Annotated in this window: 9 protein-coding genes; all 9 read left to right on the top strand. The window is 63.6% G+C overall.

The window, feature by feature from the left end; all coding sequences use genetic code 11:
• Window positions 1–15: 15 nt before the first annotated feature.
• Window positions 16–1110: an ABC transporter ATP-binding protein gene (locus NKI72_RS08885; RefSeq protein ID WP_352767160.1), complete on the top strand. Its 1095-nt coding sequence runs from the start codon at window positions 16–18 to the stop codon at window positions 1108–1110.
• The gene (locus tag NKI72_RS08880) at window positions 1110–2039 is read left to right on the top strand and encodes an ABC transporter permease (RefSeq protein WP_352524553.1); all 930 of its coding nucleotides are present in this window, start codon (window positions 1110–1112) and stop codon (window positions 2037–2039) included. The genes NKI72_RS08885 and NKI72_RS08880 overlap by 1 nt, the downstream gene beginning before the upstream one ends.
• Window positions 2032–2844, top strand: a complete 813-nt coding sequence (locus tag NKI72_RS08875) for an ABC transporter permease (protein WP_352833781.1) — start codon at window positions 2032–2034, stop codon at window positions 2842–2844. The genes NKI72_RS08880 and NKI72_RS08875 overlap by 8 nt, the downstream gene beginning before the upstream one ends.
• 27 nt (window positions 2845–2871) lie before the next feature.
• Window positions 2872–3900: an extracellular solute-binding protein gene (locus tag NKI72_RS08870; protein WP_352524551.1), complete on the top strand. Its 1029-nt coding sequence runs from the start codon at window positions 2872–2874 to the stop codon at window positions 3898–3900.
• Window positions 3901–3962: 62 nt separating this feature from the next.
• On the top strand, window positions 3963–5159 hold the full coding sequence (locus NKI72_RS08865) for a serine hydrolase domain-containing protein (protein ID WP_352833783.1): 1197 nt from the start codon (window positions 3963–3965) through the stop codon (window positions 5157–5159).
• A gap of 28 nt (window positions 5160–5187) precedes the next feature.
• The gene (locus NKI72_RS08860; protein WP_352833786.1) at window positions 5188–6369 is read left to right on the top strand and encodes a serine hydrolase domain-containing protein; all 1182 of its coding nucleotides are present in this window, start codon (window positions 5188–5190) and stop codon (window positions 6367–6369) included.
• 119 nt (window positions 6370–6488) lie between these two features.
• Window positions 6489–8801: a Tex family protein gene (locus tag NKI72_RS08855; RefSeq protein WP_352850062.1), complete on the top strand. Its 2313-nt coding sequence runs from the start codon at window positions 6489–6491 to the stop codon at window positions 8799–8801.
• A gap of 242 nt (window positions 8802–9043) precedes the next feature.
• Window positions 9044–10249: an acyl-CoA dehydrogenase gene (locus NKI72_RS08850; RefSeq protein WP_352577767.1), complete on the top strand. Its 1206-nt coding sequence runs from the start codon at window positions 9044–9046 to the stop codon at window positions 10247–10249.
• Window positions 10250–10694: 445 nt separating this feature from the next.
• Window positions 10695–12640, top strand: a 1946-nt coding sequence (locus tag NKI72_RS08845; RefSeq protein ID WP_352850060.1) for a transglutaminase family protein, incomplete at its 3' end; no start/stop codon positions are given.

The following is a 12640-nucleotide window of genomic DNA, read 5'->3' as shown; positions in this document are numbered from 1 at the left end:
AAAATGGGGTAATGCGTGCCGGATCAACCGGGTAAGAGTGCAATCGAGGTCCGCAGCGTCCGCAAGGTGTTCGGTACCGGGGACGCACAAGTCGCCGCTCTCGACACGGTTTCGGTGTCGATCCGCGAGAACGAGTTCTTCACGCTGCTGGGGCCGTCGGGCTGCGGAAAGACGACGCTGCTCAGGCTGATCGCCGGCTTCGATTTTCCCAGCGAAGGCGAAATCCTGCTGCACGGCCACGACATCGCGCCGCTGCCGCCGTTCAAGCGGCCGGTCAACACCGTCTTCCAGTCCTATGCGCTGTTCCCGCACATGACAGTGGCCGAGAATATCGGCTTCGGGCTGGAGATGCTGGGCAAGCCGAAGACCGAAATCAAGGCGCGCGTCGCCGAGATGCTGAAGTTGGTCAAGATGGAGGCGCTGAGTGCCCGCCGCACCAGCCAGATCTCCGGCGGCCAGCAGCAGCGCGTCGCACTGGCCCGCGCGCTGGCGCCGCAGCCGAAAGTGCTGTTGCTCGACGAGCCGCTGTCGGCACTCGACTACAAGCTGCGCAAGGAAATGCAGATCGAACTGAAACGGCTGCAGCACCAGACCGGCATCACCTTCATCTTCGTCACCCATGACCAGGAAGAAGCGCTGACCATGTCCGACCGCATCGCCGTGATGTCGGCCGGCAAGATCCTGCAGGTCGGCACGCCCTGGGACATCTATGACAAGCCGGCCGAGCGCTTCGTCGCCGACTTCATCGGCGAAACCAATTTCCTGACCGCGGCCATCACCGGCATCGGCAACGGCAAGGCGCGCGCGACACTAAAATCCGGCGCGACGATCGACGCGACGGTGGCTGAGGGCTTCCAGCCGAAGGAGAATGCGACGCTGGTGGTCAGGCCGGAACACGCCAAGCTGACCGGCGGCAAGGGCGATCTTTCCGGAACCGTCGAAAACATCGTCTATTTCGGCACCGACACGCATATTCATGTCCAACTGGACAGCGGCGAAGCCTTCACCGTGCGCCAGCAGAACACGCGCAGCGCAGGCTGCGGTTTCGAGCGGGGCGACAAGGTCGGCGTCTCGATCGGCAACGACGCCGCGCAAGTGCTGAGGGATTGATGGCAGTCACGTTTTCCCAAGCTGCATTGTTCGAAGCAGAGGCGGAGAAGGCCAGCGCCAGGCGCCACCGCCTGCTTTCGTTACCAGCTTTGATAATCATCGGCATTTTCGGCGTGCTGCCGCTTCTCATCATCCTCATCTATTCATTTCTTGCCGCAGCACCTTACGGCGGCGTGCAGTGGAAGTTCTCGACAGACGCCTATCTGAACTTCCTGTTCCAGCGCGATATTTTCGACGACACGCTGCAGTTTACGCCGGATTTTCTGATTATCTATCTGCGCTCGTTCGTCTTCGCCGTGGTGACGACGGTCATCTGCCTGCTGCTCGGCTTTCCGACAGCCTATTTCATGGCCACGCGACCGCCGGCGCAGCGCAACTGGTGGGTGCTGCTGATCACCATCCCGTTCTGGTCGAACCTGCTGGTGCGCACGCTCGCCATCATGTTCATCATCCGCGACGAGGGCCTCATCAACAACGCACTGATGGCTCTGGGGGTGATCGAGAAACCTATCACCATGCTCTACACCAACTTCGCCATCCAGCTCGGCCTGTTGTACTCGTTCCTGCCGTTCATGGTGCTGCCGCTCTATTCCAGCCTGGAGAAGCTGGATTTCCGGCTGGTCGAGGCCGCCTACGATCTCTATGCGACCCGTCGGCAGGTGCTATGGCGGGTGATCATCCCGCTGTCGCTGCCCGGCATCATCGCCGGCTGCCTGCTTGTGTTCATTCCGGCCCTCGGCGCCTATGTGACGCCGCTGATCCTCGGCGGCGGTATCCACCTGATGATCGGCGATCTCATCGCCCAGCAATTCGGCTCCGGGCGCAACTGGCCGCTCGGCTGCGCGCAGGCGCTGATCCTGATGGCAGCGGTGCTGGTCGCGCTCTACTTCTATGTCCGCAACACGTCGGGGAAGATGAGGCATGGCTGACCCCCGCAGCGCCGATATCAAGGACCAACCGGGCTTCCGCTCGATCGCCATCATCTGCCTTTGCGTGCTCTACGCGCCGATCCTGATCCTGATGATCTTTTCGCTGAACACCGGGTCGCTGGTCACTCGTTGGGAAGGCATCGGCTTTAGTTGGTATGGCAGTGCGCTGCTCAACGAGGAATTCCACAACGCCGCCAAGAACACGCTGATCATCTCGGTGAGCGCCACCATCATCTCGACGATCGCGGCGACGCTGGCGGCGATCGGCATGACCCGGGTGAAGCCGTGGCGCGGGCTGTCGGCCGCCTTCATGGTCATCAACCTGCCGCTGATGGTGCCGGAAATCATTACGGCGGTGGCAACGCTCTCGTTCTTTGCGCTGATCGCGGGCACTCTCGGGCTCAATTTCGGCATCGGCAATCTGATCCTCGCCCACACCGTCTTTTGCATTCCTTTCGCCTATATGCCGATCCGGGCGCGTCTCGAGGACATGGATCTGACGCTCGAAGCTGCCGCGGCCGATCTCTATGCCACGCCCTGGCATGCTTTCCGGCGCATAACGCTGCCATTGCTGGTTCCCGGCATCCTGTCGGGTGGGGCGCTCGCCTTCATCGTCTCCTTCGACGATTTCACCATCACGCAGCTGGTCGCCGGCCCCGGGCAGACGACGCTGCCCCTCTACATCTGGAACCAGATCAGGCGGCCGATGACGCCGGAGATCAATGCCATCTCCACCATCCTGCTGCTGGTGTCGATCCTGTTCGTCTCGATATCGTTCCTGATCGCGCGCCGCCGCGCCAAGTGAGTCAATGGGAAGGCAAAGGAGACTGTGATGTCTAGGAAACTGATGGCTGCCGTTTCGACGGCAGCACTTTTATGGGCAGTACCTGCACTCGCCGATGGTGAGCTGCACATCTACAATTGGGGTGATTACACCAACCCCAAGCTGATCGAGAAATTCGAAAAACAATACAACGTCAAGGTGACGCTGGACGACTACGATTCCAACGAGACCATGCTGTCGAAGGTGCGCGCCGGCAATTCCGGCTACGACATCGTCGTCCCGTCCGACTACACCGTGAAGATCATGATCGATGAGGGCCTGCTCGAAAAGACCGAGCCCAATGCGATGCCGAACGGCAAGAACCTCGACCCGCGCTTCGTCGACATCTACTGGGATAGTGGCCGTCACTACACCGTGCCGTGGCAGTTCGGCACCACCGCGTTCGAAGTCAACACCGACAAATACAAGGGCGACATCGACACGCTGGCAATCCTGTTCGACCCGCCGGACGAGTTGAAAGGCCAGATCAACATGCTCGACGATGTCAACACCGTGATGCACGCGGCCGAGCGCTATGCCGGCGTGCCGCGTTGCGGCGCCGACAAGGCCAATCTGAAGAAGGTCAACGACATTCTCATGGCCGCCAAGCCGTCATGGAAGACCTTCAGCTACGACACCATCACCAAGATCACCTCGGGCGATGTGATCGTCACGGAGGCGTGGAACGGCGCAACCTATCGTGCGCGCCAGAAAATTCCGGCGATCAAATACGCCTATCCCAAGGAAGGCATCGAAGGCTGGATGGACAATGTGGCCGTGTTGAAGGGCGCGAAGAACCTTGAAAATGCGAAGCTGTTCCAGGACTTCGTCATGGCTCCGGAAAACGCGGCGCTGATTTCGGAATTCGCCGGCTACGACAACGGCATTACCGGCAGTCACAAGTTCCTGTCGCCGGATTTCGCCAGCGCGCCGGAAATCAATCCACCGGCTGGTGCGCCGACTGCGGAATTCGTGCCACCTTGCCCACCGGAAGTGGTCGAGATCTACAACAAGATCTGGACCAATCTGCGCAAATAGGCTCGACGTGGGATCGATCGAAGGGAGGCTTCGGCCTCCCTTCTTTGCGACAAGGGGATTGGATGAAATCTTATCGCAACAGCGAACCGGCGCCGCCGATCATGCAGGGTTCGCCGCCGCGGATGGTGCCGCCGAAGCTCGACTGGGACCGGCCGCCATGGAATCGTTGGGCGTTCCAGCACATCCGCGAATTTCTGCCGACCGTCGAAGTCTGGCGCGGCAATGGCCATCGGCATCGCTTCGAGCGCGCCGAGGTCGATCTCGACGCGCTGTCGGTGAATGACAGCATGGGGCAGCCGACGACGCTCGCCGGACTGCTCGATGAGACCTATACGGACGGGTTTCTCGTGCTCAAGGACGGCAAGGTCGCCTATGAGCGCTATTTCAACGGCATGGCCGAACGGACGCTGCATCTATCACAGTCGATGGCGAAGTCTGTCACGGCCTCGGTGTTCGGCATACTGGTCGGGCGCGGGCTGATCGATCCGGCCTTGCCGGTGACGGCCTATCTGCCGGAGCTGGAAGCGACCGGCTGGGCAGGCGCCAGCGTGCAGCATGTGCTCGACATGACGAGCGGGGTGCGCTTTTCCGAGGAATACACCGACCCCTATTCCGATATCGGCCAGGTCGATGTCGCCACCAGCTGGAAGCCGGTGCCGCCGGGCAGCGATCCGGCCTTCCGCTGGCCATCGCATATGTTCGAACTGATCCTGGGGGTCAAGGAAAAGAGCCGGCCGCACGGCGCTGCCTTCGAATACCGCTCGATCGAGACCGACGTGCTTGCCTTCATCATGGAACGGGTGAGCGGCAAACGGCTGGCGCAGCTGGTTTCGGACGAACTCTGGCAAAAACTCGGCGCCGATGAAAGTGCCTGCTTTACCGTCGACAGCGCCGGTTATGCGGTCGCCGACGGGGGCTTCAACGCCACGCTGCGCGACTATGGCCGCTTCGGCCAGCTGATCCTCGACAATGGGGGCGGCATCGTGCCGGCCGACTGGATCGAGGCGACGCGCAATGGCAGGCATGGACCGGATTTCAGTCCCAGCCTGCCGGAAGGCAGCTACCGCAACCAGTTCTGGATCGAGGACCCGCGCTCGCGCGCGCTGATGTGCCGGGGCGTGTTCGGGCAGCTGATCCACATCGACTGGAATATGAAAATGGTCGTGGTGAAGCTTTCGAGCTATCCGGATTTTACCAACGTCGCCTATTCGGTGGCCACTCTGAAAGCCGTGCACGCCATTGCCGCGGCGCTCGCCTAGAACGCCAAAGACCCGGAAGGAAGCGCCTATGGCTGGCAAGACCGCGTTCGAGACCAGGTATGGCTTTGCCCGCAATGAGGTTCTGCTCGGCAACTGGCGGGAAAGCCCGTTCAGCCGGTGGTCGTTCCAGAATGTCGGCGAGCTGGTGCCGAGCGCTGCCGTGGCGGCAAGGCCGGGCAGCAGCGAGGCGCCGGCGCAGGATTTCGGCGGGCTACTTGGCGAAAAGGTCGCTCTTGCAGGCGGCGCGGAGACGGTCGCGGCTTTTCTCAGGCGCTCCGATACCGACGCGCTGACGATCATGAAACGCGGCAAATTCGTCGGCGACTGGTTCGCGCCGCATATGGAGTTTGGGGCGCGCCACATCGTCTTTTCGATCAGCAAGTCGCTGACCGCCATTGTTGCCGGCATATTGGAAGGCGAGGGGATTTTCGATCCGCAGGCACCGGTAAGCCGCTATCTGCCCGAAGCCGCCGGCTCGGCCTATGGCGATGCGCGTGTGCGGCACGTGCTCGACATGAGTGTCAGCCTCGATTTCGAAGAGGCCTATCTCGATCCGGAAAGCGCCTTCGCCCGCTACCGCCGCGCCATGCTGTGGAATCCGGGCGGGGGCATCGAGAGCCTGGCCACTTTCCTCATGACGCTGCAGGGCTTGGCCGAGCCGCATGGCCGGACGTTCCGCTACCGCTCGCCCAATTCCGACCTGCTCGGCATCCTGCTCGAACGTGCGTCGGGCCGGCGCTTCGCCGATCTGATGCGCGAAAAATTATGGGAGCCTCTCGGCGCCGTCAGCGACGCCTCGGTGACAGTCGACACGGAAGGCACGGCGCGCACTGCCGGCGGCATTTCGGTGACGCCGCGCGACCTTGCACGCGTCGGCGAGATGATGTGGCAAGGCGGCGTGGCCAATGGCCGCCGCGTCGTCCCGGAAGCCTGGATGCGTGACACGACCGAAACTGGCGGTGACGCCGGGGCCTGGCGGCGCGGCACGATGGCGTTCCTGTTTCAGCGTGGCCGCTATCGCAACAAATGGTACCAGACGGGCGCGGCAAGCGGCGCCTTCTGCGGCATCGGCATCCACGGCCAGTGGCTTTACGTCAATCCGAAGGCCGAAATGGTAATCGCAAAGATGTCGTCGCAGCCGGTACCGGTCGACGATCCGCTCGATCTGGATATGATTTCTTTCTTCGAGGCGCTGAGCCGGATGGTCTGATCCATCCAGACGCCCCGACCTTTCCTGTGGACCTCTCGCCGGGTTGAAAATGGCGCAGTTGGCGCGGCAGTGCTCTGCGCCTATGGTCGCTGCTCGTTTCGACTAGCGACAGGTACGACATGGCAGCCGACATCAAGCGCATCGCAACCATCATAGCCGCCGAGATCGCCGCCCGGCCCGAGCAGGCCGCGGCGGCGATCGGCTTGCTCGATGACGGTGCGACCGTGCCGTTCGTGGCGCGCTACCGCAAGGAGGTCACCGGCGGCCTCGACGACACGCAGCTGCGCGACCTCGCCGAGCGGCTCGCCTATCTGCGCGAACTCGACGCGCGCCGCGACACCATCCTTGGTTCGATCCGCGAGCAGGGCAAGCTGACCGAGGAGCTCGAAGCAAAGATCGCTGCAGCCGCTACCAAGGCCGAACTCGAAGACATCTACCTGCCTTACAAGCCGAAGCGCCGGACCAAGTCCGAGATCGCACGCGAGCGCGGGCTCGGGCCTCTGGCGGAAGCTATTCTCGCCGACCGTACGGCTGTACCCGCCGAGCTGGCGCTGGCCTACATCAGCGAGGACGTGGCCGACGCCAAGGCGGCGCTCGAGGGTGCGCGCGACATCCTGTCCGAACAGTTCGCCGAGAATGCCGACCTGGTCGGCAGATTGCGGACCTACATGAAGGAACGCGCCTTCCTGCGCTCGCGCGTCGTCGACGGCAAGCAGGAGGCCGGCGCGAAATTTTCCGACTATTTCGACCATGTCGAGCGCTGGGCCAACGTGCCGAGTCATCGCGCGCTGGCCATGTTGCGCGGCCGCAACGAGGAGGTTCTGTCGCTCGACATCGAAGTCGATGCCGATGACGCCTCTCCGGTGAAACCGGTTGAGCGGATGATCGCCGACGCCTACGCCATCGGCCGCCAGTTGCCGGGAGACCGCTGGCTGATGGAGGTCGCCGGCTGGACCTGGCGCATAAAGCTGTCGCTGCACCTGACGCTCGATCTGATGCGCGATCTGCGCGAGCGGGCCGAAGAAGAAGCCATCCATGTCTTCGCCCGCAATCTCAAGGATTTGCTGCTTGCCGCGCCCGCCGGCTCGCGGCCGACGATGGGGCTCGATCCGGGCATTCGCACCGGCGTCAAGGTGGCGGTGGTGGACGGCACCGGCAAGCTGCTGGCGACGACAACGGTCTATCCGTTCCCGCCGAAGAACGACGTGCGCGGCACGCAGGCCGAACTGGCCAAGCTCATCCGGCTGCACAAGGTCGAGCTGATCTCGATCGGCAATGGTACCGGCAGCCGCGAGACCGAAAGGCTGGTGGCCGACATGCTGGCTGATATGCCTGCCGGGTCCGGGCCGAAGCCGCTCAAGGTGATCGTCAGCGAAGCCGGTGCCTCGGTCTATTCCGCCTCGGCAGCGGCGGCAGCTGAATTTCCAGGCCTCGACGTGTCGCTGCGCGGGGCGGTGTCAATCGCGCGGCGCCTGCAGGATCCGCTCGCCGAACTGGTCAAGATCGAGCCCAAGTCGATCGGCGTCGGCCAGTACCAGCACGACGTCGATCAGTACCGCCTCGGCCGCTCGCTGGAAGCCGTGGTCGAGGATGCGGTCAACGCCGTCGGCGTCGATCTCAACACGGCGTCCGCACCGCTTCTGGCGCGCGTTTCGGGTCTCGGCGCATCGCTGGCCGAGGCGATCGTTGCGCATCGCGATGCCTCCGGCCCGTTCGCCAGCCGCCGCGAACTGTTGAAGGTCTCCCGCCTTGGACCCCGCGCGTTCGAGCAATGCGCCGGCTTCCTGCGCATTCCAAACGGCAGCGAACCCCTCGATGCCTCGGCCGTGCATCCGGAGGCCTATGGCGTTGCCAAGAAGATCGTCGCGGCCTGCGGGCGCGACGTCCGCTCGCTGATGGGCGACAGCGCCGCACTCAAGGCGCTCGATCCGCGCGTCTTCGTCGATGAGCGCTTCGGCCTGCCGACGGTGCGCGACATCCTGGCGGAGCTGGAAAAGCCCGGCCGCGATCCGCGCCCCGGCTTCAAGACCGCGACCTTTGCCGACGGCATCGACGACATCAAGGATCTGAAGCCCGGCATGCAGCTTGAAGGCACCGTCACCAATGTCGCGGCCTTCGGCGCCTTCGTCGATATCGGCGTGCACCAGGACGGATTGGTGCACGTCTCGCAACTGGCCGATCGGTTCATCAAGGACGCGCATGAGGTGGTCAAGGCCGGCGACGTGGTCAAGGTGCGTGTCGTCGATGTCGATATCAAGCGCAAGCGCATCGGCCTGTCGATGCGCAAGGATGGTGGCGGTGGCGCACCGAAGCCGCGCGACAATGGCGGCAGGCCGGTGCCGCGCGCGCCCGCGCCCCAACGCCAGCCGGAGCGGCCGGTGCAGCAGGGCGCGTTCGGCGCCGCTTTGGCCGATGCGTTGAAGCGGAAGTAATTTCGCGAGCCGGGCTGCGCCGCCAGGTCAGACGGCGGCGCTCGACATTGATGATCCATCACCAATGCTCATGGATCGGCGAAGCTATTTCGTTTGATTTTTTCAGGACGGGAGCCGATAAGCCGCGCGTTTCAAAATTTCTGTTTCGATGCATGTCGTTATCCCCAAGCTGCGGAACACCCTCGGGTCAGGCCCGCGGGCAAGCTTTGGGCGACATGCATGAGTTTGGGAGACCGAGAGCCATGGCCGCCGACAAGAACGCATTCGTCTGGGATGATCCTTTCCTGATCGAGGACCAGCTTTCGGAGGACGAGCGCATGGTGCGCGATGGCGCCGCGGCGTTTGCCGCCGACAAGCTCGCTCCGAAGATCGAGGAAGCCTATCTCGAGGAGAAGACCGACGCCGGGATCTTTCGCGAGATGGGCGAGGCCGGACTGCTCGGCATCACCATCCCCGAGGAATATGGCGGGCTCGGCGCCAACTACGTCACCTACGGGCTGGTCGCGCGGGAAGTGGAACGGATCGACTCGGGCTATCGCTCGATGATGAGCGTGCAGTCGTCGCTGGTGATGTATCCGATCCATGCCTATGGCTCGGAAGAGCAGCGCAAAAAATACCTGCCGAAGCTGGCGTCGGGCGAATGGATCGGCTGCTTCGGCCTGACCGAGCCGGATGCCGGCTCCGATCCGGGCGGCATGAAGACGCGGGCCGAAAAGACCGCGAGCGGCTACAGGATCTCCGGCTCGAAGATGTGGATTTCCAACGCGCCGATCGCCGACGTGTTCGTCGTCTGGGCAAAGTTGTCCGACGAAAGTGGGGGCGCGCATGACAACCAGATTCGCGGCTTTGTCCTGGAAAAGGGCATGAACGGGCTATCGGCGCCGAAGATCGGCGGCAAGCTGTCGCTGCGAGCCTCGATTACCGGCGAAGTGGTGATGGAAGGCGTCGAGGTCGGCGAGGACGCGTTGCTGCCCAATGTCTCGGGTCTCAAGGGACCGTTCGGCTGCCTCAACCGGGCGCGCTACGGAATTTCCTGGGGCGCCATGGGCGCGGCCGAGGATTGCTGGCACCGCGCCCGCCAGTATGGCCTCGACCGCAAGCAGTTCGGCAAGCCGCTGGCCGGTACGCAGCTTTTCCAGAAGAAGCTCGCCGACATGCAGACCGAGATCGCGCTCGGCCTGCAGGGCAGCCTGCGCGTCGGGCGGCTGATGGATGAAGGCAAGATGGCGCCGGAGATGATCTCGCTCGTCAAGCGCAACAATTGCGGCAAGGCGCTCGACATCGCCCGCCAGGCCCGCGACATGCATGGCGGCAATGGCATCCAGATCGGTTATCACGTCATGCGCCACGCCCAGAACCTGGAAACCGTCAACACCTACGAGGGCACGCATGACGTGCATGCGCTGATCCTCGGACGGGCGCAGACCGGGTTGCAGGCATTCTTTTAGGGTTCAGGCTCCGCTTCCAGGATGCCCGTGCCTGGTATCTCCCCTCGCAAAGCGGGAGATCGGCAACTTTCGTCGACCATGCCACATTTTGTTCTTGCTTTGTGCCGGCAGTTATGCTACTAATCTGGGTATGGTGCTAATTGGCTCCAACGACCCGCCCGCCGAGGCGGGTTTTTTCTTTTCCGCTCTTTTCGACGAAGCATCGCGTGTGCTGCCGATCATCGATATCGGCGGGAAGCGCCCGGTGCTGACCCGCCGGACTTCGGCTCTGCAGCGTTGCAACGTCTTGCCGCCACACTGCGGAATCCCGGGGTCGGCGCTCCGTTTCGTGAAGCTGTGAAAGCTGCTTGATTTAGGTGCAGCGCAACATCTCTGCTTGGAGAATGGTCAGCATTCGTGTCAGGGTTCAGCGAACTCCTTTTGAAACGCCGACTTCAGGGGCACCATGGCAATTCTGGCAGCCGTCTATCACCTGACCCACTACAAATACGACCGGCCGGTCGTCTTGGGCCCGCAAGTCATAAGGTTGCAGCCTGCGCCGCATTCCCGCACCAAGGTGCTCAGCCATTCGCTGAAGGTCGGGCCGGCAAATCACTTCGTCAATCTGCAGCAGGACCCCTACGGCAATTTCCTGGCCCGCTTCGTCTTTCCCGAGCCGGTGACGGAGTTGAAGATCGAGGTCGATCTCGTTGCCGACATGACGGTCTACAATCCGTTCGATTTCTTCGTCGAACCGTCGGCCGAGACGTTTCCATTCGAATACCCCGAAGAGATCCGGGACGATCTGACCATCTACCGAACGCCGGAACCGGCGGGGCCGCTGTTGGAGGCATTCCTGAAAACCATCGCGCGCCACCCGACCAACACCGTCAATTTTGTCGTCGACCTCAATGCGCGGCTGCAGCGCGAGATCGCCTATATCGTGCGCATGGAAACCGGCGTCTTCTCGCCCGAGGAAACGCTGGCCGCCGGCAAGGGGTCGTGCCGCGATTCGAGCTGGCTCCTGGTGCAGATACTGAGGAACCTCGGCATCGCCGCGCGTTTCGTCTCCGGCTACCTGATCCAGCTCAAACCCGACCTCGTTGCGCTCGACGGGCCGCCCGGCACGGCGACCGATTTCACCGACCTCCATGCCTGGTGCGAGGTGTATCTGCCGGGCGCCGGCTGGATCGGCTTCGACCCGACCTCCGGCCTGCTCACCGGCGAAAGCCATGTGCCGCTCGCGGCAACGCCCCATTTCCGCAATGCCGCGCCGATCTCCGGCATGGCGAGCTTCGCCAATGTCGAATTCGGCTTCGACATGCGGGTAGACCGCATCGCCGAGCGTCCGCGCATTACCAAGCCGTTCTCCGACGAGAGCTGGCAGGCGCTGGACGCGCTGGGGGTCCAGGTCGATGCTGCGCTCCGGGCCGGCGATGTGCGGCTGACCATGGGCGGCGAGCCGACCTTCGTCTCGATCGACGATTTCGAGGCTGCAGAGTGGAACACCGCCGCCGTCGGGCCGACCAAGCGGGAAAAGGCCGATGCCCTGATCCGCCGGCTGCGCGAACGCTTCGCGCCGGGCGGCTTCCTGCATTACGGGCAAGGCAAGTGGTACCCCGGCGAAAGCCTGCCACGCTGGACCTTCTCGCTCTACTGGCGCACCGACGGCGAGCCGGTGTGGAGCGACCCGTCGCTGATCGCGCATGAAAAGAGCGAGGCGGATGTCGGACCGAAGCAGGCCGAAGGCCTGCTGACGGCGATCGCCGACGAACTCGGCATCGACAAGACGATGGTCAGCGAAGCCTATGAGGATCCCGCCGAATGGCTGCTCAAGGAAGGCAAGCTGCCGGACAACGTCGATCCTTCCAATTCGAAGCTGGAGGACCCCGAGGAGCGCAGCCGCATGGCGCGGGTGTTCGAACGCGGGCTGACCAAGCCGTCGGGCTATGTGCTGCCTGTCCAGCGCTGGAACAGCCAGGCGTCCGGACCGCGCTGGCGCTCGGAGAAGTGGAAGACGCGGCGCGGCAGGCTGTTCCTGGTGCCCGGCGATTCGCCGGTCGGCTACCGCCTGCCGCTCGGCACGCTGCCCTATGTGCCGCCGGCGCAGTTCCCCTACATAGTCCCGGTCGATCCATCGCTGCCGCGCGGACCATTGCCGGCGCGCGAGGCGATCTTGCCCGGTTCTGCTTCTCCGGCCGAACTGGAGGGCGCCGACGAGATGGCACGACGCCAGCAGGCGGTATCCTTTACGGCCGTTACCGGCCAGCAGGACCGCGTCGAACAGGAGATCACCGAGATCGGCGGGGCGGGGGGGGGGGCCCGGGGGGGGGGGCGCGCCCCCCCCCGGCGCGGGGGTTGTGGGGGGCCCGCCGCGGCGGCGGGGGGGGGTGTGGTAGCAGGGTCGAAAGG

Origin of the sequence: Mesorhizobium sp. M0437, from assembly GCF_040321335.1 — a bacterium.
Taxonomy (GTDB): domain Bacteria; phylum Pseudomonadota; class Alphaproteobacteria; order Rhizobiales; family Rhizobiaceae; genus Mesorhizobium.
The sequence above is the reverse complement of the archived record's forward strand: the minus strand, read 5'-3'. Positions and strand labels throughout refer to the sequence as shown.

Coding starts and splice junctions, on each gene's coding strand:
- NKI72_RS08850 (WP_352577767.1), top strand. CDS start 9,044: ATGGCCGCCGACAAGAACGCATTCGTCTGGGATGATCCTTTCCTGATC.
- NKI72_RS08865 (WP_352833783.1), top strand. CDS start 3,963: ATGAAATCTTATCGCAACAGCGAACCGGCGCCGCCGATCATGCAGGGT.
- NKI72_RS08855 (WP_352850062.1), top strand. CDS start 6,489: ATGGCAGCCGACATCAAGCGCATCGCAACCATCATAGCCGCCGAGATC.
- NKI72_RS08860 (WP_352833786.1), top strand. CDS start 5,188: ATGGCTGGCAAGACCGCGTTCGAGACCAGGTATGGCTTTGCCCGCAAT.
- NKI72_RS08880 (WP_352524553.1), top strand. CDS start 1,110: ATGGCAGTCACGTTTTCCCAAGCTGCATTGTTCGAAGCAGAGGCGGAG.
- NKI72_RS08870 (WP_352524551.1), top strand. CDS start 2,872: ATGTCTAGGAAACTGATGGCTGCCGTTTCGACGGCAGCACTTTTATGG.
- NKI72_RS08875 (WP_352833781.1), top strand. CDS start 2,032: ATGGCTGACCCCCGCAGCGCCGATATCAAGGACCAACCGGGCTTCCGC.